Consider the following 25,846-nt stretch of genomic DNA (forward strand, 5'->3'; position numbering starts at 1 on the left):
GACAGGGGGAGGCCACGGACATGCGGACGCGACTGCGCCGATGGGCGCGCGGCCGGGCGCACGCCGCGCGCGGCCGGTGGGACTCCGCGTGCGGCCGGAGGGACTCCGCGCGAGGCCGGTCCGGCGATTCCGGTATGACCTCGATCGAGTTCGTGTTCCTGACCCCTGTCCTGTTCTTCATGATCTTCGCGACGGTCCAGTTCGCCCTGTACTTCTTCGCCGACCACGTCGCCCAGGCGGCGGCCCAGGCCGGCGCCCGCAAAGCCCGTGCCGTGGCCCACGACCATCCCGACACGTGGACGGGTGAGGCGAAGACGGTGGCCGACGGCTACATCGGCCAGCTCGGCCCGAAACTCGTCCTGTCGCCCGACGTCGAACCCCTCCAGACCGATCCGAACACGGTCGGGCTGGAGATCACGGCGCATGTGCCCACGGTGTTCCCGGGCTTGGACCTGACGGTGCACGCGCGGTCGGCGGGGCCGGTGGAGCGCTTCGTGAAGGACAGTGCGCCGTGAGGCCGGCCGCCCGCACGCGGGACGACCGTGGTCTGTCCACCGTCGAGGTGGTGATCCTCGCCCCGGTGATGATGCTGTTCATCCTGGTCCTGGTGGCCTTCGGCCAGCTCGTCGACGGCCGTGGCGCGGTCGACAGCGCCGCCCGGGACGCCGCCCGCGCGGGCTCCATCCAGAAGGACCCGGCCACGGCCATGCGGGAGGCGCGCAGGGTCGCGGCGGACGATCTGGCGAACGTCTGCTCCGGTCCGGTGTCCGTCGTCCAGACGAGCACCGGGTTCAACCCGAAGGTCGACCCCTTCTTCACGGTCGAGGTCAGCTGCCAGGTCCGCGGCCTGGCCATGCTGGGCCTGGACATCCCGACGCACCTGTCGGCCAGCTTCTCCTCGTCGCTGGACCCCTACCGGAGGTCGGCATGAGAGCGGCCGTGCTCACGCGGGTGCGCACCTGGTGGGCCGAACGGTCCCGGCGCCTGGACGACCGGGGCTCCGGCGCCGGCGCGGTCATCATCTTCGCCCTCGTCTTCCTCGCCCTCGCCGCGTTCGTCATCGACGGCGGCCTGTCCATCTCCAAACGCGAACGCGCCGCCGACATCGCCGAACAGGCCGCCCGCTACGCCGCCCAGGACATAGACAAGGAAGCCCTCTACGACGACCAGGGCGGCCCGGCACCGATCAACTACCAGGACTGCGACGCCCGGGTGAAGGCCTTCGCCCGCGAGATGAAGCTGACGCCTGCCGACATCGCCGCGACCCACTGCGTGAACCCCGACGCCCAACACGTCGAGGTCGAGGTCCAACTGACCTACCAGCCCGTCTTCACCGGCCTCTTCTACGGCGGCGACGTCGTCGTCCACGGCCACGCGGAGGCGAGGAACGAGGTCGGCTGAGCCTGCATAGGATCTCGGAGGGGTCCGTCCAGCCGGCGTTCGGCCGGAGGGCCCTCGTACAGTCAGCGACCACCCACGACCCAGGACACCCGCCATGGCGCGACGCAGCACTTCAGGCCCCACGGGCAGCAGCCCCTCAGGCCCGCGGAATCGGACACCTCAGCCGGTGCGTGTGCGACAGCGTACGGTCGGGGACTTCGTCAAGGCGTTCCTCGCGTTCGTCGCCCTGCTTGTGCTGGTCGTCGGCGTGCCCGGGGCGCTGGCCGTCGAGGTGGGCTGGCCACTGCCGCACGGGGTGCCGTCGTCGGACTGGCTGACGCAGCCGATCACCGTGCACACCTTCCTGAGCATCCTCACGGTCATCGTCTGGCTCGCCTGGGCCCAGTTCACCGCGTGCGTGCTCGTCGAGGTCAAGGCGGCGCTGTCCGGGGTCGGCGTGCCGGGCCGGGTCCCCGGTTCCGGGCCCAGCCAGCTGCTGGCCCGGCAACTGGTCGCCGCGCTGCTGCTCGTCGGCGCCACCGCGGCGAGCCTCACCCCGGGGCTGGCTCAACTGGGGCAGCACGGGCAGCTGGACGGCAACCAGCGGAGCACCGTCGCCGCGGCGCAGCAGACACCGGGCGTCCTCGTCCAGCAGCAGGAGCAGGCGGCCAAGGCGGCCGCCGCCGTCGCCGAGCACGCGAGCCAGGCGGCGACGCACGCCGCGCCCGGCACCGCGCGCCACGGGGACACGAAGTTCTACCGGATCCAGCCGCCCGAGGGCCGCCACCACGACTCCCTGTGGGAGATAGCGCAACGGCACCTCGGCGACGGCCGCCGGTACAAGGAGATCTACGAGCTGAACAAGGACCGCGTCCAGCCCGACGGTTCGCGACTCTCCGAGGCCAGCCTCATCCGGCCCGGCTGGATCATGGAGATGCCCGGCGACGCGCACGGCGGCGAACTCGTCGAGCTGCCCGACGCCCAGGTCTCCCCGCACGTCCAGCAGCAGATCCAGGACTACGACAGGACCGGCGACCACGCCCAGCATTCAGGGAACGCCGAGCACGCCGGGCATTCGGGCCACGCGTCCGTGCCCGCCCAACGGCCCGCCCCCGAGGGCACCGAGCGGACCGGCGCCCAGCAGGAAGCGCACGCCACCCCCGCGAGCAGCGGCCACTTCTTCGGCCTGCCCGCAGCCCTCCTCGGCGCGCCCCTCCTCGCCGCCGGCCTGCTCGGTGCCCTCGGCCGGCGCCGCCGGCAGGCGCTGTGGCAGTCCGCGCTCGGTGCCGTCGGCGGCCGGCGCGGCATGGAGCCGCCGACGCCCGACGGCGACGCCCAGGACGCCCAGGACGCGCTGCTCGTCGGCGCCGACCCCGACGCCGTACGGCTCCTGGACCGTTCGCTGCGCGGACTCGCCGCCGCCCTCACTGCCGAGTCCCGCCCACTGCCCGTCGTCTACGCGGCCTGGCTCAGCCACGGCGACCTGCACCTCCAGCTCGCCCAGCCGTCCGGAAAGCCGCCCGTGCCCTGGCGGCTCGGGCAGGACCAGACGTTCTGGATGCTGTCCCGCGCGGACGCCGAGCGGTACGAGGACGCCGACACCGCCGCCCCCTACCCCGGCCTCGTCAGCCTCGGCACCATGGACGACTCCCGGCTGCTGCTCAACCTGGAGGCCGTACCCGGCATCGTCTCGCTGAGCGGCCGCGAGGCCGACCGGGCCGCCGTGTTCGCCTCCGTCGCCGCCGAACTCGCCACCAACGGCTGGTCCGACCGCATGACGATCACCCTCGTCGGCTTCGGCGAGGACCTCACCGCTCTCGCCCCGAACCGGCTCCGCCACCTCGACGACATCGAGGCGCTCATCGAGACGATGCAGGCGGAGACGAGGCAGCGGCGCGGAGCGCTCGGCGCCGCCGGGCACGACTCGGTGCTCACCGGCCGCACCGGGCCCGCCCAGCACACCCGCTGGGCCCCGCACCTGGTCCTGCTCGCGGCCCAGCCGTCCGCCGAGGACGCCGTCACCCTCGCCGAACTCGCGGCCGACGCCGGCCGCCTCGGCATCGGCTACCTCGTCGGCACCGAGACCGGCGAACTGCCCGGCGCAGCCTGGGAGATGGAGGTCACGCCCGAGGGCAAGCTGCTCGCCCCGCTCCTCGGCCTGGAGCTGGAGGCCCAGTTGCTGCCGGCCGTCCAGCAGCGCGCGGTCGTCGAACTGTTCGTCGAGGCCGACCCCGAGCGCGACCCGGACGGGCCCGCCACCGCACCGCCGTTCCTCGTCGACATCAGCGAACAGGGGCGCCCCGCGGTGTACGCGCGCCTGGTCGGGCCGTACGAGATCATCGGCCTCGACACCCCCGACGGCGACCGCAGCGCCCTGCTCCACGAGGCCCTCGCACTGCTGCTCCTGCACCGCGAGGGCGTGCACCCGCGCGTGCTGGCGTCCGCGCTGTGGCCGCGCGGGGTGACCGAGGACGTGCGGGACGCCCTCCTCGAACGGCTGCGCGTCTGGCTCGGCACTGACGCCGACGGCGGCCCACGGCTCCGGGCCGACGAGACCGGCCGGCTCACGCTCGCCCGGTCCGTGGTCTCCGACCTGGACGTACTGCGCTCCCTCTACTACGAGGCCACACAGGGCAAGGGCGTCGGCAGCCGCGCCGTACGCGGACGGCTGCTCACCGACGCGCTCGTCCTCGTCCGCGGCCCGCTGCTCGCCGACCGGCCCGCGGGGCGCTACGGCTGGCTCACCCACGAGATCATCGACGCCCGGCTCCCGCTGCTCGTTGCCGACACCGGCCTCGCCCTGTCCGCGTTCCACCTGGAGAAGGACCGCGCGGAGAAGGCGATCGAGGCGCTCGACGCCGCCCTCAGGACCGCACCGGCGGACGAGCGGCTGTGGCACGAACTGCTGCGCGCCACCCACGCCACCGGCGACCCCGACCGGCTGCGCGCCCGCGCCGCCGAGCTGCTCGACCGCAGCGGGGCCCGCGGTCTGCCGCCGCGCACCGAGGCCCTGCTGGACGAGCTGCTCCCCACCTGGCGCGACCGCGCCGCCACGGCGGGATGAACGGCCTCGCGCTGGTCCTCGCCGCCGCGCTGTGGGGCGGGGCGGCGGGCACGCTGCTCCCGCGCGCGGCCTACCGCTTCGCCGTCCCGGAGGGCGAACCGTGGCGCGACCACTGCCCCGAGGAGCACCGCCTGCGCGGCTGGCTGGGCCGGACAACGTGCCCGACCTGCGCCGTCGACCGGCCGTCCGCGCTGAATGCCGGTCGCGCCGCCACCTCCGGCGCCGGCTCCGGGGATGTCTCTGGGGATGTCTCTGGCGCGGATGCGGCGGCCGCCGCCGGTTCCGGCCCTGTGGTCGTCTCCGACGCCCGTTCCTGGACCCCCTCCACCGCCCTTCTCGCCGTCGCCTCCGCCCTCGTGTGTGCCGCCCTCGCCGCCGCCACCGGGGCGCGGCCCGAGGTCGGGGTCTGGTTGCTGCTCGCGCCGGTCGGCGTGCTGCTGGCGGTCGTGGACTTCCGGGTGCGGCGGCTGCCGGACCCGCTGACGCTGCCGTTCGCGGCGGCCGCGCTCGCGCTGCTCGCAGTGGCCGCGCTGCTGCCCGGGCACGCCGGGCACTGGACCACCGCGCTCTACGGCGCCCTCGCCCTCGGCGCCGGCTACTTCGTGCTGTGGCTGGTCAACCCGGCCGGGATGGGCTTCGGCGACGTCAAACTCGCGCTCGGGGCAGGCGCCGTACTCGGCTGGTACGGCTGGCCGGCCGTGCTGCTCGGCACGTTCGCCGGGTTCCTGTTCGGTGCGCTCTACGGCGGTGCGCTCGTCGTCGTCCGGCGGGCCGGCCGCAAGACGGCGATCCCGTTCGGGCCGTTCCTCATCGCCGGTGCCTGCGCGGGACTGCTGGCCGGCGCCGGTGCGGCCTGAGGCCGTACGCCGCACCGGCCTGAGGTCGGGCGGCGGCAGGGGCTGACGTAGGCTGGTCCGGTCTGTCCACAACCCTTGACGAAAGGGACGCCCGGTGTCCGAGAAGGCCGACCTCGCTTCTGTTGATGTCACAGCCGTCCTCGACCGTGCCGCCGCAGGTGGGCGGATCACCCCCGAGGAGGCGCTCGTCCTCTACCGGGACGCCCCGCTGCACGCCCTGGGCGCCGCCGCCGACGCCGTACGCCGCCGCAAGTACGCCGGTATCGAGCACATCGCGACGTACATCATCGAGCGGAACATCAACTACACGAACGTGTGCGTCACGGCGTGCAAGTTCTGCGCCTTCTACGCGGCCCCCAAGGACGCGGACAAGGGCTGGACCCGCGACCTGGACGACATCCTGCGCCGCTGCGCGGAGACCGTCGAACTGGGCGGCACCCAGATCATGTTCCAGGGCGGCCACCACCCGGACTACGGCGTGGAGTACTACGAGAAGCACTTCGCCGCCATCAAGAAGGAGTTCCCGCAGCTCGTCATCCACAGCCTGGGGGCGAGCGAGGTCGAGCACATGGCCCGGATCTCCGGGGTGTCGGTCGAGGAGGCCATCACCCGCATCCACGCGGCCGGCCTCGACTCCTTCGCGGGCGCCGGCGCGGAACTCCTGCCGGAGCGGCCGCGCAAGGCCATCGCCCCGCTGAAGGAGAGCGGCGAGCGCTGGCTGGAGATCATGGAGACCGCGCACCGGCTGGGCGTGGAGTCCACGTCCACCATGTTGATGGGCACGGGCGAGACCAACGCCGAGCGCATCGAGCACCTGCGGATGATCCGGGACGTGCAGGACCGCACGGGCGGCTTCCGCGCGTTCATCCCGTACACCTACCAGCCCGAGAACAACCACCTGAAGGGCCGCACCCAGGCCACGCTCTTCGAGTACCTGCGGATGATCGCCATCGCCCGGCTGTTCATGGACAACATCCAGCACATCCAGGGCTCCTGGCTCACCACCGGCAAGGAGGTCGGCCAGCTCTCGCTGCACTACGGCGCGGACGATCTCGGCTCGATCATGCTGGAGGAGAACGTCGTCTCCTCGGCCGGCGCCAAGCACCGATCCAACCGCATGGAGATCATCGACCTCATCCGCAAGGCGGGCCGGGTGCCGGCGCAGCGGGCGACGACGTACGAGCACCTCGTCGTCCACGACGACCCGGCGAACGACCCCGTCGACGACCGCGTCGTGTCCCACATCTCCTCCACGGCGATCGAGGGCGGCACCGCGCACCCCGAACTGAAGCTGCTGGCGTCCAACTGAGCGTCCCGGTGACCGTACGACCGAGCGAGCGACCGAGCCTGCCGTGCTGACCCTTCATCTCGCCGAACGGTCCCCCGAGGCGGCCGTCCTGGTCGACGGGGCGTCCGTCGCCGCCGTCGGCCCGTACGAGGAACTCGCCGCCGCCGCGCCCGGGGCCAGGATGCGACGCTGGCCCGGCATCTTCACCCCGGGCCTGCTGAACCCGTACGCTCCGGAGCTGCTGGAAGCCACCTACCACCCGGACCCGCGCGAGGCCGACACCCTCGGCACCGAGCCCCTCGGCGGGGCACGCGCGGCGGAGATCTTCCGCGGTGATCCCGCACGCCTCGGCGCGAGCGCACGGCGCGGGGTGCAGCGGATGCTCGCGCACGGCACGGTGGCGGTCGCCGGGGAACTGCGGTGGCGGGCCGCGGCCGACGCGGTGCGCCGGGCCGGGCTCGCGGTGGGGCAGCGGCCCGACCGGCTCCCCGGACCGGCCGCGCTGTCCCCGACGCCGCTGATCCTGCTGCCGCGGCTCACGGCCGGCGGACCCGCCCGGTTCGCCGTGTTCGACGTCGCCGACCGCGCCGAACTGGTCCGCCGCGGCGCCGCCACCTGTGTGGCCACCGTGCTGGGCGGCCGCCTGGTGTACCGGGCGCGCTGACCGCGAGACACCGGTCCGCGAGCCCCGACCGCGAGACACCGGTCCGCGAGCCCCGACCGCGGGCACCTGGCCCCGAGACGCCCGACCGCGGGCACCTGGCCCCGAGACGCCCGACCGCGGGCACCTGGCCCCGAGACGCCTGGCCGCGGGGCATCCGTCCGCGAGGTATCGGTCCGCGCCGCTCACGGGACGCCGCGGCCGGCGGCGGACGGGCGGCTGCAACAATGGCCCGGTGACCCGCGCCTCCCTGAACAAACAGCCGCACGAAGTCGCCTCGATGTTCGACGACGTGGCGGAACGGTACGACCTGACGAACGACGTGCTGTCACTCGGCCAGGACCGGCGCTGGCGCAAGGAGGTGGCGCGCGCGGTCGACGCCCGCCCCGCGCAGAAGATCCTCGACCTCGCCGCCGGTACGGCCACCTCCTCGCTGCCCTTCACGCGCGCGGGTGCGTACGTCGTCCCCTGCGACTTCTCCCTCGGCATGCTCCAGGTGGGGAAGAAGAAGCACACCTGGCTGCCGTTCACCGCCGGCGACGCGACGAAGCTGCCGTTCAAGGACGACACCTTCGACGCCGTGACGATCTCCTTCGGGCTGCGCAACGTCCAGGACACGGACGCGGCGCTGCGCGAGATGCTCCGGGTGACCCGGCCCGGCGGGCGCGTGGTCATCTGCGAGTTCTCGCACCCGACCTGGGCCCCGTTCCGGACCGTCTACACCGAGTACCTGATGCGGGCGCTGCCGCCGGTCGCGCGCGCGGTGTCCTCCAGCCCGGACGCGTACGTCTACCTCGCCGAGTCCATCCGCGCCTGGCCCGACCAGCCGGCCCTCGCCGAACGGCTGCGCGGGGCGGGCTGGTCGAAGGTGGCGTGGCGGAACCTGACGGGCGGCGTGGTGGCCCTGCACCGGGGCTTCAAGGAGAGCTGAGGCCGACGGCGGCGTACGGGTCGCCCGGCTCGTCCAGTTCGCGTTGCAGGCCGCCCCTGGGCGGTCCCGGAATGCGTGGCTCGCGCACGCCTCCGCCGCCCTCTCCCGGGCCGAAGTCGAACCAGACGTACACCATGGCATCCGGCGGCACCTCGGCGCCGGGCTGCGGGTACTGGCGTACGACGTACTCGACGACCGTGCGGTGGAAGTCGGGCCGGTCCGGCGCGTTCAGGAACAGACCCCGCGCCCGGGCCGTCTCGCGCGCGTCCACGGCCATCAGGCCGACCAGCCGTGGAACGCGTACTTCGGGTGTATTGGGTGTTATGCGCACAGATGTCACCCCCAGCGGTACTGGCAGGGTAACTCCGGCACGGGCTGCCCGGAAGGCACCGGTGTCTTTCTGTGACAGTCCGCTACGTTGGGTTACTTGATGGTGTCGAGCGTGGGCCCGGGGCGTTGAACGCGAGCCGGAAGCAGAGCGCCGGTTCGTTCAGCGCCGGGTGCGTGAAGGTCTCCGCCGGCGTCATGCCGAGCCGCCGGGTCACCGAGATCGACCGCTTGTTCCCGGGCCGTACCATCGCCACCACTCCCGGCACCCCGGCCGCCCGCACGCGGTCCAGCGTCTCGCGCGCGGCCGCGGTCGCGTGCCCCCGGCCCCAGTACGGCCGGCCGAGCCGCCAGCCGATCTCTATCTCGCCGACCGGCCCCCAGCCCGGCTGCCAGGGCTGGGCGCCCGTGAAGCCGATGACCTCCCCGTCGTCGCCGAGCAGGGTCCACAGGCAGAAGCCGTACTCCGCGTCGTGCCGCCGCTGGCGCGCGGTCAGCTCCTCGTACACGGACAACTCCGCGGGCCGGCCGCCGTAGAACTCCATGACCTCCGGGTCGTCGAAGACGCGGTGCCAGGCGAACGCGTCCTCGTGGGTGGGCACGCGCAGCCGTACTGCGGGGAGAGCTTCGTTCACGGGGCAGCCCTTCAGCCGGTGATCGGTTCCGCTGAATAGACTGCCCATGTCCAGTGCCGGCCGGCACGCAGATTCCGAACTTGGGGAGATCCCGCCGTGACCGTCGAGACCGAGCCCCACTCCGAGCCCTCGCCCGAGCCGTCCTCCGGGCCCTCGCCCGAGAGCACCGCCGACGTGATCGTCGTGGGCGCCGGCCCGGCCGGGTCCACCACCGCCTACCACCTCGCCCGCGCCGGACTCGACGTACTCCTGCTGGAGAAGACCGAGTTCCCCCGCGAGAAGGTCTGCGGCGACGGCCTCACCCCGCGCGCGGTCAAGCAGCTCGTCGCCATGGGCATCGACATCTCCGAGGAAGCCGGCTGGCTGCGCAACAAGGGCCTGAGGATCATCGGCGGCGGCTCCCGCCTCCAGCTGGACTGGCCGGATCTCGCCACCTACCCGAACTACGGCCTCGTCCGCAAGCGCGACGACTTCGACGAGCAGCTCGCCCGCAACGCCCAGAAGGCCGGCGCCCGCCTCTACGAGCGCTGCAACGTCTCCGGCCCGGTCGTCGACGACCGCACCGGCCGCATCACCGGCGTGACGGCCAAGCTGGGCGAGGAGAAGCGCGAGGTCACCTTCCGCGCGCCGCTGGTGGTCGCCGCCGACGGCAACTCCACCCGGCTCTCCCTCGCGATGGGCCTGCACCGCCGCGAGGACCGCCCGATGGGCGTCGCCGTGCGCACCTACTTCACCTCGCCCCGCCACGACGACGACTACCTGGAGTCCTGGCTGGAGCTGTGGGACCGGCGCGGCCCCCAGGACCGCCTCCTGCCCGGCTACGGCTGGATCTTCGGCATGGGCGACGGCACCTCCAACGTCGGTCTCGGCGTCCTCAACACCTCCGCCTCCTTCAAGGACCTCGACTGGCGCGAGATCCTCAAGGCCTGGTGCGCCTCCATGCCGGAGGACTGGGGCTACACCCCCGAGAACATGACCGGCCCGATCCGCGGCGCCGCCCTGCCCATGGCGTTCAACCGGCAGCCGCACTACACGCGCGGGCTGCTGCTCGTCGGCGACGCCGGCGGCCTGGTGAACCCCTTCAACGGCGAGGGCATCGCCTACGCCATGGAGTCCGGCCAGCTCGCCGCCGAGGTCATCGTCCAGGCCCGCGGGCGCGCCACCCCGGCCCAGCGCGAACTCGCCCTGCAGCGCTACCCGCGCGTCCTGAAGGACACCTACGGCGGCTACTACACGCTCGGCCGCGCCTTCGTGAAGCTCATCGGCAACCCGAAGGTCATGCAGATCGCCGCCCAGCGGGGCCTGACCCACCCGGTGCTGATGAAGTTCACCCTCAAGCTGCTGGCCAACCTCACCGACCCCACGGGCGGCGACGCGATGGACCGCGTCATCAACGGCCTGAGCAAGGTGGCCCCGAAGGCGTGAGCAGCCTCCGGGGCCGCGCGGCGGGCCCGGGCGGCGGGCCCGGACTCAAGAGCGGCTCAGCTCCGCCGCCTTGGCGGCCCTGCGGGCGATCACCTCGTCCCGCTGGGCCGCCATCTGCCGCAGGGCGTCCTTTTTCTCCCGCTTCGAGAGGCGGTCGAGATAGATGTGGCCGTACGTGTGGTCGGTCTCGTGGGCGAGGCAGCGCGCGAAGTAGCCGGTGCCCTCGACAGTGAGCGGTCGGCCGTCCCTGTCCCGCCCGTGGACGACGGCCCGGTCCGGCCTCGGTACGGCCATGACGGCGCCCGGCACCGACAGGCAGCCCTCACCCTCGTCGATCAGCCGCCGCCCGGCCACACCGGAGTGCTCGAGCACGGGATTGACGACGTGTCCGACATGCCGGATTCCGTCGTCATCGGGGCAGTCGTACACGAACAGCCGCAGACCGACCCCCACCTGATTCGCCGCCAGACCCGCTCCGTCCGCGGCGTACATGGTGAGGAACATGTCGTCGATGAGCGCGGCGAGGTCCGGGCCGAACTCCGTGACGTCCCGGCACGGCCGGTGCAGGACCTCCTCGCCGACCTCGGTGATACGCCGCACCGCGCCACGTTCCGCCTCCGGGGCGTACCTGGGGTAGTGGTCGGCGGGGCTTCCCTGAACGAACACGCGTGGCATCGTGCTGCCTCCTTGCCTCCTGGACGAGCCGCCCGTGCGGCGGCCCGTGCAGAGGATGCCAGGAGACGAGCAAGGGCCGCTGCCCCCGAGCGGCTGCGGCCCTGCGTGCCCGTGTGAGAGGCGTGGAGGTGCTCAGAGCACCCGCACGGCCCCGCTCGGCGGGTCGTACGACAGCGGCTTCTCCACGACCCCGCTGGAGGGGTTCTGCGCGCCGACGAACATGCCGTCGCCCACGTACACCGCGACGTGGTACGCGCTGCCCGCGCCACCCCAGTACAGGATGTCGCCCGGCTGCAGGTTGCTCAGCGACACCTGGGTGCCGGCGGTCGACTGGTCCTGGGAGACGCGCGGCAGGCTGATGCCCACCTGCCTGAAGGCCGTCTGCACCAGGCCGGAGCAGTCGTAGGCGGACGGGCCGGTGGCGCCGGAGACGTACGCCTTGCCGATCTGCGCCTTGACGAAGGAGATGACGGCGGCGGCCGAACCGGTGGCCGTGGAGCTGCCGGTGGAGGTGCCGACGGAGGTGCCCGTGCCCGCCGAGGCGGAGAGCGTGGTCCGCTCCGCGCTGCGCGAGGCGCGCTCGGCGGCCTTCTTGCGGGCGGCCTCCTCCGCGGCCTTCCGCTTGGCCTCAGCCTTCTTCTTCGCGTCCGCGAGGTCCGCCTTGGCCTGCTTCGCGGCCTTTGCGGCGGCCGTGTCACGCTCGGCCTGCAGCGCGTAGTTCGCGGCCGCCTGCTGCGTGGCGTCCGCGGACTGGGCGACCTGAGTGGCCAGGTCGGCCGTGAGGGTGGGCAGTTCGAGGGTCTGCGTCACCGGCTCGGCGGCGTTCGCCGAGCCGGAGGCACCGGCCACTGCCAGGGTGCTGAGGACGCCACCGGCAACTCCGGCCCGCATCGCGACTTTCGACGCGCTGCGGCGGGGTTTCCGGTGGCTGCGTATGTGAGCGGTGTGGGACATGGGAACAACCGGTACCAGGGGCTCCTTCATATCTTCAAGAAACGTGTGCTGCGCCACAGTTGCTCAATCGGGGCCCCGAATGCCCGACGCGTCACTCTTTATTGACGCCGTAACGGACATTGCGGACGCGGGTGATCAAGCCCATGATCACGGTCTTTCATCATTACGCCCGAATTGCCCCGCACCTACCACTGGTTGGGATGGATGGCCAAGCCCGGCTCTCATCCGCCTCTCATGGATGTGGCGGAGGTCACGGAACGGTTACCGGAACGGCGGCGTCCCGCGCGGGAGGGAGTTCGTGAACGCGTGCACGCGCCGGACGGCGTCCACTTCCGTGCCCCAAGCTCCCCCTGATGTGTGAACGGGACCCTCTACCAGCCCGCCGGGCCCAGCACCAATTTGCATGCAGGAGAACTCTCTTGATATTGAGACGACCTCTCCGGCCTGCGACGACGAGCGGAATTGTCACTTCTGGTGATCACCTGAACGCTTCGCGTATGAAGATCACCCATCATCCGACTTCATGATCCTTCGTCAGGTGGTGGAGATCACAAAGCTTGTGGAATACCCCGTGTCGCAGATCACAGAGCGGCGGGCATAGGATGCGTGGCAGTTGGGCTTGTGACCTGCTTCACATGTTCTCGATCTTCGTCCGGGACGAGCGGGGCGAGAGGGGTCGGTGGGACCGGTGAGGCAAGCGTGGGCCCGATGCAACCGCCAGCAGTCAGCGCCGACTGAGAGGAGCGAGGAGCGGTGAACGCGTATGCGCCCATCCTCGTACTGGGAGCCCTCGGGGCAGGCTTTGCGATCTTCTCCGTGGTCATGGCCACGCTGATCGGTCCGAAGCGGTACAACCGCGCCAAACTCGACGCCTACGAGTGCGGCATCGAGCCGACCCCCACGCCGGCCGGCGGCGGGCGCTTCCCCATCAAGTACTACCTGACGGCGATGCTCTTCATCGTCTTCGACATCGAGATCGTCTTCCTCTACCCCTGGGCCGTCACCTTCGACGCCCTGGGTGTTTTCGGGCTCGTGGAGATGCTGCTCTTCGTGCTCACCGTCTTCGTCGCGTACGCGTACGTATGGCGGCGCGGCGGCCTGGAATGGGACTGAGGGGCCTTAGGACATGGGACTCGAAGAAAAACTTCCGAGCGGCTTCCTGCTGACCACCGTCGAGCAGGCCGCGGGCTGGGTGCGCAAGGCGTCCGTCTTCCCGGCCACGTTCGGCCTCGCCTGCTGCGCCATCGAGATGATGACGACCGGCGCCGGCCGCTACGACCTCGCGCGCTTCGGCATGGAGGTCTTCCGCGGCTCGCCGCGCCAGGCCGACCTGATGATCGTCGCCGGCCGGGTGAGCCAGAAGATGGCGCCGGTGCTGCGGCAGGTCTACGACCAGATGCCCAACCCGAAGTGGGTGATCTCCATGGGCGTCTGCGCCTCCTCGGGCGGCATGTTCAACAACTACGCCATCGTCCAGGGCGTCGACCACATCGTCCCCGTCGACATCTACCTGCCCGGCTGCCCGCCCCGCCCCGAGATGCTGATGGACGCGATCCTCAAGCTCCACCAGAAGATCCAGTCCTCCAAGCTCGGCGTGAACGCGGCGGAAGCCGCCCGCGAGGCGGAGGAGGCGGCGCTCAAGGCCCTGCCCACGATCGAGATGAAGGGGCTGCTGCGGTGAGCGACGGAAACGGCACCAACGGCACAGGCGGGGCGAACGGGGTGAACCCCGAAAAGGACCTCTCCGCCTCCAACCTCCCCGGACAGCGCGGCCAGGGCGGCGAGGAGATCCGCGTCCAGCGCGGCATGTTCGGCACCGCGGGCGGCGGCGACACCTCCGGCTACGGCGGCCTGGTCCGCTCGGTCCGGCTCCCCGGCCCGGCCACCCGCCCCTACGGCGGCTGGTTCGACGAGGTCGCCGACGAACTGGAGGGCGCCCTGGAGGAACAGGGACTCCTCCCCGGCAATGCCCTGGAGAAGACGGTCGTCGACCGCGACGAGATCACCTTCCACGTCGAACGCGAACACCTCGTCCGCGTCGCCCGCACCCTGCGCGACGACCCGGCCCTGCGCTTCGAGCTGTGCACCGGCGTCAGCGGCGTCCACTACCCGAACGACAAGGGCCGCGAGCTGCACGCCGTCTACCACCTGCGCTCGATCACCCACAACCGGCTGATCCGCCTCGAAGTCAGCGCCCCCGACAGCGACCGGCGCATCCCGTCCCTGGTCTCCGTGTATCCCACCAACGACTGGCACGAACGCGAGACCTACGACTTCTTCGGGATCGTCTTCGACGGCCACCCGGCCCTGACGCGGATCATGATGCCGGACGACTGGCAGGGCCACCCGCAGCGCAAGGACTACCCCCTCGGCGGCATCCCCGTCGAGTACAAGGGCGCCCAGATCCCGGCTCCGGACCAGCGGAGGTCGTACTCGTGAGCAGCACACACCCGTCGTCCGCCTCCGCGCGGGAGACCACCGAGGGCACCGTGTACACGGTCACCGGTGGCGACTGGGACGAGGTCGTCCAGTCCGCGGCCCGCGCCGACGACGAACGCGTCGTCGTCAACATGGGTCCCCAGCACCCGTCCACCCATGGAGTGCTTCGGCTCATCCTGGAGATCGAGGGCGAGACGGTCACCGAGGCCCGCTGCGGCATCGGCTACCTCCACACCGGCATCGAGAAGAACCTCGAATACCGGACCTGGACCCAGGGCACCACGTTCGTGACGCGCATGGACTACCTGACGTCCTTCTTCAACGAGACCGCCTACTGTCTCGCCGTCGAGAAGCTCCTCGGCATCGAGGACGAGATCCCCGAGCGCGCGAAGATCATCCGGGTGCTCCTGATGGAGCTGAACCGGCTCTCCTCCCACCTGGTGTGCATCGCCACCGGCGGCATGGAACTCGGCGCCACCACGATCATGATCTACGGATTCCGTGACCGCGAGATGATCCTCGACATCTACGAGCTGGTCACCGGCCTGCGCATGAACCACGCCTACATCCGGCCCGGCGGACTCGCCCAGGACCTGCCGCCCGGCGCGGTGGACCAGATCCGCGAGTTCGTGAAGAAGATGACCAAGAACCTCCCGGAGTACGACGCGCTCGCCACCGGGAACCCCATCTTCAAGGCCCGCATGCAGGACGTCGGCTACCTCGACCTGGCCGGCTGCATGGCCCTCGGCGCCACCGGCCCGATCCTGCGCGCCACCGGCCTGCCGCACGACCTGCGCAAGGCCCAGCCGTACTGCGACTACGAGACGTACGACTTCGACGTCCCCACCGCCGACACCTGCGACTCCTACGGCCGCTTCCTGATCCGCCTGGAGGAGATGCGCCAGTCGCTCAGGATCGTCGAGCAGTGCCTGGACCGGCTGCAGCCCGGCCCGGTCATGGTCGCCGACAAGAAGATCGCCTGGCCCGCCCAGCTCGCCCTGGGCCCGGACGGACTCGGCAACTCCCTCGACCACATCAAGAAGATCATGGGCACCTCCATGGAGTCCCTGATCCACCACTTCAAGCTGGTCACCGAGGGCTTCCGGGTCCCGCCGGGACAGGCCTACGCGGCCGTCGAGTCACCCAAGGGCGAACTCGGCGTGCACGCGGTCTCCGACGGCGGCACCCGCCCCTACCGGGTCCACTTCCGCGACCCGTCCTTCACCAACCTGCAAGCCATGGCGGCGATGTGCGAGGGCGGCCAGGTCGCCGACGTGATCGTCGCCGTGGCGTCCATCGACCCCGTGATGGGAGGCGTCGACCGGTGACCACCTCTTCTTCGGAGCGGGGCGTCAGCCTGGGCATGCCCGAACTGCCCGCGCCCGCCTACCCGGACGACGTCCGGGCCCGGCTGGAGGCGGACGCGCGCGAGGTCATCGCGCGCTACCCGGACTCCCGGTCCGCCCTGCTGCCGCTGCTCCACCTCGTGCAGGCCGAGGAAGGCCACGTCACGCGCACCGGCATGAGGTTCTGCGCGGACATGCTCGACCTCACCACGGCCGAGGTCACCGCCGTCGCCACCTTCTACAGCATGTACCGGCGCCGGCCGTCCGGTGACTACCAGGTCGGCGTGTGCACCAACACCCTCTGCGCGGTGATGGGCGGCGACGCGATCTTCGAGACCCTCCAGGAACACCTGGGCGTCGGCAACGGCGAGACCACCGACGACGGCCTGGTCACCCTGGAGCACATCGAGTGCAACGCCGCCTGCGACTACGCGCCCGTCGTGATGGTGAACTGGGAGTTCTTCGACAACCAGACACCCGGCAGTGCCAAGCGCCTGGTCGACGACCTGCGCGCGGGACGGCCCGTGGAGCCCACGCGCGGCGCCCGGCTGTGCACCTTCAAGGAGACCGCGCGGATCCTGGCCGGTTTCCCCGACGAGCGGCCCGGGGCCGTCGAGGAGAGCGGCAGTGCGGGACCCGCGTCGCTGGTGGGCCTCCGCCTGGCCAGGGGAGAGGCCGCACCCGCGCGCGTGGTCCATCCACGCGACGGCGGTCCGCACGAAGGCGGTCCGCACGAAGGCGGTCCGCACGAAGGCGGTCCGCACGAAGGCGGTACGCACGACGCCGGGGCGCACGACGAACCGCGGGACGAGGTGCCCGAGCCGTCGCCGGCCGAACACCCCAGCTCTCATGACGCGCCGCAGGACACCTCGGCCTCCGACCCGGCTCATCCGGCAGGGCCTACCGCCGAGGAGGGGGAGTGATGACCGTGGCACCCGAACTGAAGGACACGAGCCCCGAGAAGCTGCTCGCACCCGTGCTGTCGGCCTTCTGGGACGAGGACCGGGCCTGGTCTCTGGACGTCTACCGGAGGCACGAAGGGTACGAGGGACTCCGCAAGGCGCTCGCCATGTCACCGGACGACCTGATCGCGTACGTCAAGGACTCCGGTCTGCGCGGCCGCGGCGGCGCGGGGTTCCCGACGGGAATGAAATGGCAGTTCATTCCCCAGGGTGATGGAAAACCGCACTATCTAGTTGTCAACGCCGACGAATCGGAGCCCGGGACCTGCAAGGACATCCCGCTCCTCTTCGCGAACCCGCACAGCCTCATCGAGGGCATTGTGATCGCGTGTTACGCCATCAGGTCGTCGCATGCCTTCATCTATCTGCGTGGTGAAGTCGTCCCCGTTCTGCGGCGGTTGCACGAGGCCGTGCGCGAGGCCTACGCGGCGGGCTACCTCGGCGAGAACATCCTGGGCAGCGGACTCGCCCTCGAACTCACCGTGCACGCGGGTGCGGGCGCGTACATCTGCGGTGAGGAGACCGCACTGCTCGACTCGCTCGAAGGCCGCCGTGGTCAACCGCGGCTGCGTCCCCCCTTCCCTGCGGTGGAAGGCCTCTACGCCTGTCCGACTGTGGTGAACAACGTCGAATCGATCGCGTCAGTTCCCGCAATCCTGAAAAACGGGAAAGACTGGTTCAGATCGATGGGCAGCGAGAAGTCTCCCGGCTTCACGCTGTACTCGCTCAGCGGCCACGTCGCCGGCCCCGGCCAGTACGAGGCGCCCCTCGGCATCACACTCCGTCAGCTCCTCGACATGAGCGGCGGGATGCGCCCCGGCCACCGGCTGAAGTTCTGGACGCCGGGCGGCTCCTCGACCCCGATGTTCACCGACGAACACCTCGACGTCCCCCTCGACTACGAGGGAGTCGGCGCCGCCGGTTCCATGCTCGGCACGAAGGCCCTGCAGTGCTTCGACGAGACGACCTGCGTGGTGCGGGCGGTGACCCGCTGGACCGAGTTCTACGCCCACGAGTCCTGCGGCAAGTGCACCCCCTGCCGCGAGGGGACTTACTGGCTGGTGCAGCTGATGCGGGACATCGAAGCCGGCAAGGGCAGCATGTCCGACCTCGACAAGCTGAACGACATCGCCGACAACATCAACGGCAAGTCCTTCTGCGCCCTCGGTGACGGCGCCGCCTCACCGATCTTCTCCTCGCTGCAGTACTTCCGCGAGGAGTACGAGCAGCACATCACGGGCCGGGGCTGCCCCTTCGACCCGGCGAAGTCGACGGCCTGGGCGGACCGCCCGGAGGTGAACGCATGACCGTGACCACGAGTGCTCCCACCGGAGGGGGAGAGGCGGCGGTCCCGCCGGAGGACCTCGTCACGCTGACCATCGACGGCATCGAACTCAGCGTGCCCAAGGGCACCCTGGTCATCCGCGCCGCCGAACAGCTCGGCATCGAGATCCCCCGCTTCTGCGACCACCCCCTCCTGGACCCCGCCGGTGCCTGCCGGCAGTGCATCGTCGAGGTGGAGGGCCAGCGCAAGCCGATGGCGTCCTGCACCATCACCTGCACCGACGGCATGGTCGTCAAGACCCACCTCACCTCGCCGGTCGCCGAGAAGGCCCAGAAGGGGGTGATGGAACTCCTCCTCATCAACCACCCCCTCGACTGCCCGGTCTGCGACAAGGGCGGTGAGTGTCCCCTGCAGAACCAGGCCATGTCGCACGGCAACGCCGAGTCCCGCTTCGAAGGCAAGAAGCGGACCTACGAGAAGCCCGTGCCGATCTCCACCCAGGTCCTGCTCGACCGCGAGCGGTGCGTGCTGTGCGCCCGCTGCACCCGCTTCTCCAACCAGGTCGCGGGCGACCCGATGATCGAACTGATCGAACGGGGCGCCCTCCAGCAGGTCGGCACCGGCGAGGGCGACCCCTTCGAGTCGTACTTCTCCGGCAACACCATCCAGATCTGCCCGGTCGGCGCGCTGACCTCCGCCGCCTACCGCTTCCGCTCCCGCCCGTTCGACCTGATCTCCTCGCCGTCCGTGTGCGAGCACTGCGCGGGCGGCTGCGCCACCCGCACCGACCACCGGCGCGGCAAGGTCATGCGGCGGCTCGCCGCCGACGACCCCGAGGTCAACGAGGAGTGGATCTGCGACAAGGGACGCTTCGCGTTCCGGTACGCGCAGCTCAAGGACCGCCTCGAAACCCCGCTCGTGCGCAGCGCCGAGGGCGTCCTTGAACCCGTCTCCTGGCCGGAGGCTCTCGAAGCGGCCGCGCGCGGGCTGACCGCCGCCCGCTCCCGCGCGGGCGTCCTCACCGGAGGCCGGCTCACCGTCGAGGACGCCTACGCGTACAGCAAGTTCGCGCGCGTGGCCCTCGACACCAACGACATCGACTTCCGCGCGCGCGTGCACAGCGGAGAGGAAGCCGACTTCCTGGCGTCCCGCGTGGCCGGCCGCGGCCGCGACCTCGACGGTACGGGCGTCACGTACACGTCCCTGGAGAAGGCGCCCGCCGTCCTGCTCGTCGGCTTCGAGTCGGAGGAGGAGGCACCCGGCGTCTTCCTGCGGCTGCGCAAGGCCTGGCGCAAACGCAAACAGCGCGTCTTCTCGCTGGCCACGTACGCCACCCGGGGCCTCCAGAAGGCGGGCGGCACCCTCCTTCCGGCCGCCCCCGGCACCGAGACCGAATGGCTGGACGCCCTCGCGAGCGGAGTCGGCCTGGAGGAGCCCGGCACACAGGCCGCCGAGGCGCTGCGTACCGAGGGCGCCGTGATCGTCGTAGGAGAGCGGCTGGCCGCGGTCGCCGGCGCACTGACCGCCGCCGCACGCGCCGCCACCGCGACCGGCGCCCAGCTCGTCTGGATCCCCAGGCGGGCCGGGGAGCGCGGCGCCGCCGAGGCGGGCGCACTGCCGTCGCTGCTGCCCGGCGGCCGCCCGGCCACCGACCCGCGCGCGCGGGAGGAGGTCGCCGCTGCCTGGGGGCTGGCCGAACTGCCGCTGCGCTACGGCCGCGACGCCCACCAGATCGTCGAGGCCGCCGCAACCGGCGAACTCTCGGCCCTCGTGGTCGCCGGCGTCGAGGTCGCCGACCTGCCCGACCCGGCACGCGCGCGTGAGGCGCTCGACAGTGTCGGCTTCCTGGTGTCACTGGAACTGCGGCCCAGCGAGGTCACCGACCGCGCCGACGTCGTCCTTCCGGTCGCCGCGGTCCCCGAGAAGGCGGGCACCTTCCTCAACTGGGAGGGCAGGGTCCGCCTCTTCGAGGCCACCCTGAAGCCCGACCAGATGACCCGCCGCCTCTCCCCGTCCGACGGCCGCGTGCTGCAGATGCTCTCCGACGCCATGGACGTCCACCTGGGCCTGCCCGATCTGCGCACCACGCGCGCGGAGATCGACCGGCTCGGCGTCTGGGACGGCCCGCGGGCCACCGAACCCATGGAGACCGCGGGCGCGCTGCCCCGTCCGGCCACCGGCGAGGCCGTACTCGCCGGGCACCGGCTGCTCCTGGACCACGGCGTCCTGCAGAAGGGCGACGAAGCGCTCGCCGGCACTCGGCACGCCGCACGCGCACGCGTGTCCGCCGCGACGGCCGCCGAGGTGGGCGTCGAGGACGGCGGCCTGCTTGCCGTCACCGGCCAGGCCGGCACCGTTGAACTCCCCCTGCTGGTCACCGAGATGCCCGACCGGGTGGTGTGGCTCCCGCTGAACTCCGTCGGCGCGGGCGTCGCCTCCGGCACTGGCGCGGTGCCCGGCTCCCTCGTCCGCATCGGCCCGGCGGCACCCGCCGACAAGGCCCCCAAGGAGGTGGAGGCATGAGCCCGTACCTCGCCGCTGAAGACCTCTCGATGTTCGGCAGCGACCCCTGGTGGCTGGTCGTCATCAAGGCGGTGTTCTGCTTCGCCTTCCTGATGGTGACCGTGCTGTTCTCCATCGTCTGGGAACGTAAGGTCGTCGCCTGGATGCAGCTGCGCGTCGGCCCCAACCGGCACGGCCCATGGGGCATGCTCCAGTCGCTCGCCGACGGCGTGAAACTGATGCTCAAGGAAGACCTCATCGTCAAACGCGCGGACAAGGTGGTCTACGTCCTCGCACCGATCGTCGCGGCCATCCCGGCGTTCATGGCGATCGCGGTGATCCCCTTCGGCCCGGCCGGCAACGAGATCTCGATCTTCGGTCACCGCACCGCGATGCAGCTGACCGACCTGCCGATCGCGATGCTCTACATCCTCGCGGTCGCCTCCGTCGGCATCTACGGCATCGTCCTGGCGGGTTGGAGTTCCGGATCCACCTACCCCCTGCTCGGCGGCCTGCGTTCCTGCGCGCAGATGATCTCGTACGAGATCGCCATGGGTGCCGCGTTCGCCTCGGTGTTCCTGTACTCGGGGTCGATGTCGACGTCCACGATCGTCGCCCAGCAGCACGACCGCTGGTACATCCTGCTGCTGCCGGTCTCCTTCATCCTCTACATCGTCACGATGGTCGGCGAGACCAACCGCGCCCCCTTCGACATGCCGGAGTCCGAGGGCGACCTGGTCGGCGGCTTCAACACCGAGTACTCGTCGATCAAGTTCGCGATGTTCATGCTCGCCGAGTACGTCAACATGGTGACCGTCTCGGCCGTGTCGACGACCCTGTTCCTCGGCGGATGGCGCGCCCCGTGGCCGATCAGCACCTTCTGGGAGGGCGCGAACCACGGCTGGTGGCCCCTGCTCTGGTTCGTCATCAAGGTCCAGTTGCTGCTGTTCTTCTTCATCTGGCTGCGCGGCACCCTGCCCCGCGTCCGCTACGACCAGCTGATGAAGCTCGGCTGGAAGGTCCTCATCCCGGTCTCCGTGACGTGGCTGATGCTGGTCGCGACCGTGCGGGTCCTGCGCAACGAGAACTACGACTTCGCCGACATCGCCCTCTACGTGGGCGGCGCGGTCCTCGCCCTGCTGCTGCTCTCCTTCGTCGCCGACATGTTCCGCGAGAAGGCGAAGCCGGCCGAGCAGCCCGCCGCCGAACAGGCCGGGTTCGACCCGCTGGCCGGCGGATTCCCCGTACCGCCGCTGCCCGGGCAGGAGCTGCCGCCGGTCCCGAGGCGCCGCTCGCACCGGGAACGGGAGCTGATTGTCAGTGGTGGGTCGGACACTGTCAGTGACGGATTGACGGATGGAAAGGAGGCGTCCGATGGCTGAGGAGCCCAAGGAGACCAAACCTGGTTTCCTGAACCCCGTGGCCGGCTTCGGCGTGACCTTCAAGGCCATGTTCAAGAAGCGGCTGACCGAGCAGTACCCGGAGCAGAAGAAGACAACGGCTCCGCGGTTCCACGGACGGCACCAGCTCAACCGCCATCCGGACGGCCTGGAGAAGTGCGTCGGCTGCGAACTGTGCGCCTGGGCCTGCCCCGCCGACGCCATCTATGTGGAGGGCGCCGACAACACCGACGAGGAGCGCTACTCGCCGGGCGAGCGGTACGGCCGCGTCTACCAGATCAACTACGCCCGCTGCATCCTGTGCGGCCTGTGCATCGAGGCGTGCCCCACGCGCGCGTTGACGATGACCAACGAGTTCGAACTGGCCGACTCCAGCCGCGCCGACCTCATCTACACCAAGGAGCAGCTGCTCGCCGGTCTCGAGGAGGGCATGGTCGACACGCCGCACTCGATCTTCCCGGGAACCGACGAACAGGACTACTACCGGGGTCTGGTGACGGAGGCTGCGCCGGGCACCGTACGGCAGGTCGCCCACTCCAAGGGCGAGGTCGTCCAGGAAGGCGACTCCACCTTCGGCGAGACCGAACCGGCGTCGGAGAAGGTGATCGGCCGATGACCGCGCAACTCGCCGCCTACACCACCTCCACCGGTGAGGCCTTCCAGTTCTGGGTTCTCGGCTCGGTCGCGGTGATCGGCGCCCTGTGTACCGTCTTCATGAGGAAGGCCGTGCACAGCGCTCTGTGCCTTGCCGGAACCATGATCGTCCTGGCGGTGTTCTACCTCGCCAACGGTGCCTACTTCCTTGGGATCGTGCAGATCGTCGTCTACACCGGCGCGATCATGATGCTGTTCCTCTTCGTGGTGATGCTCGTCGGCGTGACCGCCGCGGACTCGCTGAAGGAGACCATCAAGGGCCAGCGCTGGCTGGCCCTTCTCTGCGGGATCGGATTCGGCGTCCTGCTGTTCGCCGGCATCGCCAACGCTTCCCTGAAGGACTTCGACGGCACCGGCCAGGCGAACGCGCACGGCAACGTGGAGGGTCTCGCGACCCTCATCTTCACCAAGTACGTGTACGCGTTCGAACTCACCGGCGCCCTGCTGATCACGGCCGCCGTCGGTGCCATGGTGCTCACCCACCGCGAGCGCACCGAGCGCGCCAAGACCCAGCGCGAACTGTCCGAGCAGCGCATCCGCGAGGGCAAGCACGTACCGCCGCTGCCGGCCCCCGGCGTCTACGCCCGGCACAACGCGGTGGACATCGCAGGCCTGCTCCCCGACGGCACCCCGTCCGAGCTGACCGTCAACAAGACGCTGCGCGAACGCGGCCAGATCCGCGACGTGTCCGCCGAGGCGCTGAACGACCTGCGGGCGCTGGAACAGCGCGCCGAGGAGCGCCTGGAGCGTACGGCGATCGAACCGGCGAACACCAAGCGGTCCGAGGAGGCGTCGAAGTGAACCCGGTCTATTACCTCTATCTCGCGGCCCTGTTGTTCACCATCGGCGCGACGGGGGTGCTGATCAGACGGAACGCGATCGTCGTGTTCATGTGCATCGAGCTGATGCTCAACGCGTGCAACCTCGCGTTCGTCGTCTTCTCCCGGATGCACGGCAACCTCGACGGCCAGATCATCGCCTTCTTCACGATGGTCGTCGCCGCCGCGGAGGTCGTGGTGGGTCTCGCGATCATCGTGTCGCTGTTCCGTACCCGCCACTCGGCCTCGGTCGACGACGCCAGCCTGATGAAGCTGTAAGGGGTCGGAAGAATCGTGGACAACCTGATCGCGCTGCTCATCGCGGCGCCCCTGCTCGGAGCGGCCGTCCTCCTGGTCGGCGGTCGGCGCCTCGACGCCGTCGGCCACTGGATCGGCACACTGCTGTCGGCCGCCTCCTTCGTGATCGGCCTGATTCTCTTCGCCGACCTGCTCGGCAAGGGCGCCGACCACCGCACCCTGATCCAGCACCTGTTCAGCTGGGTCCCGGTGGCCGGCTTCCAGGCCGACGTCACTTTCCGCCTCGACCAGCTGTCGATGACGTTCGTGCTGCTGATCACCGGCGTCGGCTCACTGATCCACCTCTACTCGGTCGGGTACATGGCGCACGACGAGCGGCGCCGCCGCTTCTTCGGCTACCTGAACCTGTTCCTCGCCGCGATGCTCCTGCTGGTCCTCGCCGACAACTACCTGCTGCTGTACATGGGCTGGGAGGGCGTCGGTCTCGCCTCCTACCTGCTGATCGGCTTCTGGCAGCACAAGCCCAGCGCGGCCACCGCCGCCAAGAAGGCGTTCCTCGTCAACCGCGTCGGCGACATGGGCCTGTCGATCGCGATCATGCTGATGTTCGCCACCTTCGGCACCTTCGCCTTCGGCCCGGTCCTCACCCACGCGGGTGACGCCTCCCAGGGCAAGCTCACCGCGATCGCGCTGATGCTGCTGCTCGCCGCCTGCGGCAAGTCCGCCCAGGTGCCGCTCCAGTCCTGGCTCGGCGACGCCATGGAGGGCCCGACCCCGGTCTCGGCCCTGATCCACGCGGCGACGATGGTGACCGCCGGCGTCTACCTGATCGTCCGCTCCGGAGCCATCTTCAACGCCGCCCCGGACGCCCAGCTCGCCGTCACCGTCGTCGGCGCGGTCACGCTCCTGTTCGGTGCGATCGTCGGTTGCGCGAAGGACGACATCAAGAAGGCACTGGCCGGCTCGACCATGTCGCAGATCGGCTACATGGTGCTGGCCGCGGGCCTCGGCCCCATCGGCTACGTCTTCGCGATCATGCACCTGGTGACGCACGGCTTCTTCAAGGCCGGCCTGTTCCTCGGCGCCGGTTCCGTCATGCACGGCATGAACGACGAGGTCGACATGCGCCGCTACGGCGGCCTGCGCAAGTACATGCCGGTCACCTTCGTCACCTTCGGCCTCGGCTACCTCGCCATCATCGGCTTCCCCGGCCTGTCGGGCTTCTTCTCCAAGGACAAGATCATCGAGGCGGCCTTCGCGAAGGGCGGCACCGAGGGCTGGATCCTCGGCGGCGCGGCCCTGCTGGGCGCGGCCATCACCGCCTTCTACATGACGCGGGTGATGCTGATGACGTTCTTCGGAGAGGAGCGTTGGAAAAACCAACCCACTCGCTCCCCGGAGGCACCGAGCGCCGAGCCCGCCGCCGAACACCAGGGAGAGCACGCCGAGCCGCACCCGCACGAGTCCCCGAAGGTCATGACGATCCCCATGATCCTGCTGGCCGTCGGATCGGTCTTCGCGGGCGGCTTCTTCAGCATCGGCGACCGCTTCCTGCACTGGCTGGAGCCGGTCACCGGCCACAGTGAGGGCAACTCACCGATCAGCGCCGGCGTCGTCACCGGCGCCACCATGGCCTGCCTGGTCGTCGGCGTCGCCATCGCCTGGGCGCAGTACGGCCGCAAGCCTGTCCCGGCGGTCGCCCCGCGCGGTTCGCTGCTCACCCGCGCGGCCCGGCGCGACCTCCTCCAGGACGACTTCAACCACGTCGTCCTGGTGCGTGGCGGCGAGCACCTGACGCGCTCCCTGGTCTACGTCGACCACACCCTGGTCGACGGGGTCGTCAACGGCACGGCGGCCGGCTTCGGCGGCATGTCCGGGCGGCTGCGTCGCCTCCAGAACGGCTTCGCCCGCTCCTACGCGGTCTCGATGTTCGGCGGTGCGGCACTCCTGGTCGCCGCGACCCTGCTGATGAGGGCGGTCTGATA

At 70.7% G+C, this 25,846-nt stretch carries 25 protein-coding genes; 21 read left to right on the forward strand and 4 right to left on the reverse strand.

Translation table 11 applies throughout. The features are described from left to right. The first annotated feature begins 20 nt into the window (after positions 1-20). From ABZ854_RS00380 to ABZ854_RS00415, 8 genes are all read left to right on the forward strand, one after another. Positions 21-515 (forward strand): TadE family protein, encoded by a 495-nt coding sequence (locus tag ABZ854_RS00380; RefSeq protein WP_361202158.1) that lies wholly within the window; start codon positions 21-23, stop codon positions 513-515. Continuing rightward, positions 512-931, forward strand: coding sequence for a TadE/TadG family type IV pilus assembly protein (locus ABZ854_RS00385; RefSeq protein WP_361202160.1), 420 nt, complete (start codon positions 512-514; stop codon positions 929-931). Before ABZ854_RS00380 ends, ABZ854_RS00385 begins: the two co-directional genes overlap by 4 nt. Next, positions 928-1,401: a pilus assembly protein TadG-related protein gene (locus ABZ854_RS00390; protein ID WP_361202162.1), complete on the forward strand. Its 474-nt coding sequence runs from the start codon at positions 928-930 to the stop codon at positions 1,399-1,401. Before ABZ854_RS00385 ends, ABZ854_RS00390 begins: the two co-directional genes overlap by 4 nt. 94 nt (positions 1,402-1,495) lie before the next feature. Beyond that, positions 1,496-4,444, forward strand: coding sequence for a BTAD domain-containing putative transcriptional regulator (locus ABZ854_RS00395; RefSeq protein ID WP_361202164.1), 2,949 nt, complete (start codon positions 1,496-1,498; stop codon positions 4,442-4,444). After that, a complete protein-coding gene (locus ABZ854_RS00400) occupies positions 4,441-5,301 on the forward strand; it encodes an A24 family peptidase (RefSeq protein ID WP_361202166.1) in 861 nt (286 codons plus the stop codon). The genes ABZ854_RS00395 and ABZ854_RS00400 overlap by 4 nt, the downstream gene beginning before the upstream one ends. 94 nt (positions 5,302-5,395) lie before the next feature. Further along, positions 5,396-6,610 (forward strand): cyclic dehypoxanthinyl futalosine synthase, encoded by a 1,215-nt coding sequence (gene mqnC, locus ABZ854_RS00405; RefSeq protein ID WP_361202168.1) that lies wholly within the window; start codon positions 5,396-5,398, stop codon positions 6,608-6,610. A gap of 43 nt (positions 6,611-6,653) precedes the next feature. Then, the gene (locus tag ABZ854_RS00410; RefSeq protein WP_361202170.1) at positions 6,654-7,253 is read left to right on the forward strand and encodes a hypothetical protein; all 600 of its coding nucleotides are present in this window, start codon (positions 6,654-6,656) and stop codon (positions 7,251-7,253) included. Positions 7,254-7,485: 232 nt separating this feature from the next. Beyond that, positions 7,486-8,181 (forward strand): demethylmenaquinone methyltransferase, encoded by a 696-nt coding sequence (locus ABZ854_RS00415; RefSeq protein WP_361202172.1) that lies wholly within the window; start codon positions 7,486-7,488, stop codon positions 8,179-8,181. On the opposite strand, the gene ABZ854_RS00420 is transcribed toward ABZ854_RS00415, so the two are convergent. Continuing rightward, a complete protein-coding gene (locus tag ABZ854_RS00420; RefSeq protein WP_129307487.1) occupies positions 8,168-8,512 on the reverse strand; it encodes a PASTA domain-containing protein in 345 nt (114 codons plus the stop codon). The genes ABZ854_RS00415 and ABZ854_RS00420 overlap by 14 nt on opposite strands. A gap of 82 nt (positions 8,513-8,594) precedes the next feature. Beyond that, positions 8,595-9,143 carry a GNAT family N-acetyltransferase gene (locus ABZ854_RS00425; protein WP_361202174.1) on the reverse strand — a complete coding sequence of 183 codons (549 nt, stop codon included), beginning with the start codon at positions 9,141-9,143 and terminating at the stop codon, positions 8,595-8,597. A 174-nt stretch (positions 9,144-9,317) separates the two neighbouring features. Between ABZ854_RS00425 and ABZ854_RS00430 the strand changes: the two genes are divergently transcribed. Next, complete coding sequence (locus tag ABZ854_RS00430) at positions 9,318-10,568, forward strand: geranylgeranyl reductase family protein (protein WP_361202771.1); 1,251 nt, start codon at positions 9,318-9,320, stop codon at positions 10,566-10,568. A gap of 45 nt (positions 10,569-10,613) precedes the next feature. On the opposite strand, the gene def is transcribed toward ABZ854_RS00430, so the two are convergent. Beyond that, the gene (gene def / locus ABZ854_RS00435) at positions 10,614-11,243 is read right to left on the reverse strand and encodes a peptide deformylase (RefSeq protein WP_361202176.1); all 630 of its coding nucleotides are present in this window, start codon (positions 11,241-11,243) and stop codon (positions 10,614-10,616) included. A 132-nt stretch (positions 11,244-11,375) separates the two neighbouring features. Then, on the reverse strand, positions 11,376-12,197 hold the full coding sequence (locus ABZ854_RS00440; RefSeq protein ID WP_361202178.1) for a C40 family peptidase: 822 nt from the start codon (positions 12,195-12,197) through the stop codon (positions 11,376-11,378). Positions 12,198-12,950: 753 nt separating this feature from the next. Here ABZ854_RS00440 and ABZ854_RS00445 point away from each other — a divergent pair. The 12 genes from ABZ854_RS00445 to nuoL are packed head-to-tail and all read left to right on the forward strand — an operon-like array spanning position 12,951 to position 25,844. After that, positions 12,951-13,310, forward strand: a complete 360-nt coding sequence (locus tag ABZ854_RS00445) for an NADH-quinone oxidoreductase subunit A (protein ID WP_129307483.1) — start codon at positions 12,951-12,953, stop codon at positions 13,308-13,310. 13 nt (positions 13,311-13,323) lie between these two features. Next, a complete protein-coding gene (locus tag ABZ854_RS00450; protein WP_129307482.1) occupies positions 13,324-13,878 on the forward strand; it encodes an NADH-quinone oxidoreductase subunit B in 555 nt (184 codons plus the stop codon). Then, positions 13,875-14,636 (forward strand): NADH-quinone oxidoreductase subunit C, encoded by a 762-nt coding sequence (locus ABZ854_RS00455; protein ID WP_361202181.1) that lies wholly within the window; start codon positions 13,875-13,877, stop codon positions 14,634-14,636. Before ABZ854_RS00450 ends, ABZ854_RS00455 begins: the two co-directional genes overlap by 4 nt. Continuing rightward, entirely contained in the window at positions 14,633-15,964 is a 1,332-nt protein-coding gene (locus ABZ854_RS00460) for an NADH-quinone oxidoreductase subunit D (RefSeq protein WP_361202183.1), read from the forward strand. Before ABZ854_RS00455 ends, ABZ854_RS00460 begins: the two co-directional genes overlap by 4 nt. Next, entirely contained in the window at positions 15,961-16,905 is a 945-nt protein-coding gene (gene nuoE / locus ABZ854_RS00465; protein WP_361202185.1) for an NADH-quinone oxidoreductase subunit NuoE, read from the forward strand. Before ABZ854_RS00460 ends, nuoE begins: the two co-directional genes overlap by 4 nt. After that, positions 16,902-18,251 (forward strand): NADH-quinone oxidoreductase subunit NuoF, encoded by a 1,350-nt coding sequence (gene nuoF / locus ABZ854_RS00470; RefSeq protein WP_361202187.1) that lies wholly within the window; start codon positions 16,902-16,904, stop codon positions 18,249-18,251. The genes nuoE and nuoF overlap by 4 nt, the downstream gene beginning before the upstream one ends. Continuing rightward, a complete protein-coding gene (locus ABZ854_RS00475) occupies positions 18,248-20,752 on the forward strand; it encodes an NADH-quinone oxidoreductase subunit G (RefSeq protein ID WP_361202189.1) in 2,505 nt (834 codons plus the stop codon). The genes nuoF and ABZ854_RS00475 overlap by 4 nt, the downstream gene beginning before the upstream one ends. After that, positions 20,749-22,113: an NADH-quinone oxidoreductase subunit NuoH gene (gene nuoH, locus ABZ854_RS00480; RefSeq protein WP_361202191.1), complete on the forward strand. Its 1,365-nt coding sequence runs from the start codon at positions 20,749-20,751 to the stop codon at positions 22,111-22,113. The genes ABZ854_RS00475 and nuoH overlap by 4 nt, the downstream gene beginning before the upstream one ends. Beyond that, positions 22,106-22,747, forward strand: a complete 642-nt coding sequence (gene nuoI / locus ABZ854_RS00485) for an NADH-quinone oxidoreductase subunit NuoI (protein WP_361202193.1) — start codon at positions 22,106-22,108, stop codon at positions 22,745-22,747. Before nuoH ends, nuoI begins: the two co-directional genes overlap by 8 nt. Further along, positions 22,744-23,586 carry an NADH-quinone oxidoreductase subunit J gene (locus ABZ854_RS00490; protein WP_361202195.1) on the forward strand — a complete coding sequence of 281 codons (843 nt, stop codon included), beginning with the start codon at positions 22,744-22,746 and terminating at the stop codon, positions 23,584-23,586. Before nuoI ends, ABZ854_RS00490 begins: the two co-directional genes overlap by 4 nt. Continuing rightward, a complete protein-coding gene (gene nuoK, locus ABZ854_RS00495; RefSeq protein ID WP_046726439.1) occupies positions 23,583-23,882 on the forward strand; it encodes an NADH-quinone oxidoreductase subunit NuoK in 300 nt (99 codons plus the stop codon). The genes ABZ854_RS00490 and nuoK overlap by 4 nt, the downstream gene beginning before the upstream one ends. Positions 23,883-23,897: 15 nt before the next feature. Further along, positions 23,898-25,844: an NADH-quinone oxidoreductase subunit L gene (gene nuoL / locus ABZ854_RS00500; protein ID WP_361202197.1), complete on the forward strand. Its 1,947-nt coding sequence runs from the start codon at positions 23,898-23,900 to the stop codon at positions 25,842-25,844. Positions 25,845-25,846: the final 2 nt, after the last annotated feature.

The organism is Streptomyces sp. NPDC047028, from assembly GCF_040644095.1.
Taxonomy (GTDB): Bacteria; Actinomycetota; Actinomycetes; order Streptomycetales; family Streptomycetaceae; genus Streptomyces.

Excerpts from the sequence above, each read along its gene's own strand:
- ABZ854_RS00380 (WP_361202158.1), top strand. The coding sequence starts at position 21 with ATGCGGACGCGACTGCGCCGATGGGCGCGCGGCCGGGCGCACGCCGCG.
- ABZ854_RS00390 (WP_361202162.1), top strand. The coding sequence starts at position 928 with ATGAGAGCGGCCGTGCTCACGCGGGTGCGCACCTGGTGGGCCGAACGG.
- ABZ854_RS00395 (WP_361202164.1), top strand. The coding sequence starts at position 1,496 with ATGGCGCGACGCAGCACTTCAGGCCCCACGGGCAGCAGCCCCTCAGGC.
- ABZ854_RS00400 (WP_361202166.1), top strand. The coding sequence starts at position 4,441 with ATGAACGGCCTCGCGCTGGTCCTCGCCGCCGCGCTGTGGGGCGGGGCG.
- def (WP_361202176.1), bottom strand. The coding sequence starts at position 11,243 with ATGCCACGCGTGTTCGTTCAGGGAAGCCCCGCCGACCACTACCCCAGG.
- ABZ854_RS00440 (WP_361202178.1), bottom strand. The coding sequence starts at position 12,197 with ATGTCCCACACCGCTCACATACGCAGCCACCGGAAACCCCGCCGCAGC.
- ABZ854_RS00450 (WP_129307482.1), top strand. The coding sequence starts at position 13,324 with ATGGGACTCGAAGAAAAACTTCCGAGCGGCTTCCTGCTGACCACCGTC.
- ABZ854_RS00475 (WP_361202189.1), top strand. The coding sequence starts at position 18,248 with ATGACCGTGACCACGAGTGCTCCCACCGGAGGGGGAGAGGCGGCGGTC.
- nuoH (WP_361202191.1), top strand. The coding sequence starts at position 20,749 with ATGAGCCCGTACCTCGCCGCTGAAGACCTCTCGATGTTCGGCAGCGAC.
- nuoI (WP_361202193.1), top strand. The coding sequence starts at position 22,106 with ATGGCTGAGGAGCCCAAGGAGACCAAACCTGGTTTCCTGAACCCCGTG.
- ABZ854_RS00490 (WP_361202195.1), top strand. The coding sequence starts at position 22,744 with ATGACCGCGCAACTCGCCGCCTACACCACCTCCACCGGTGAGGCCTTC.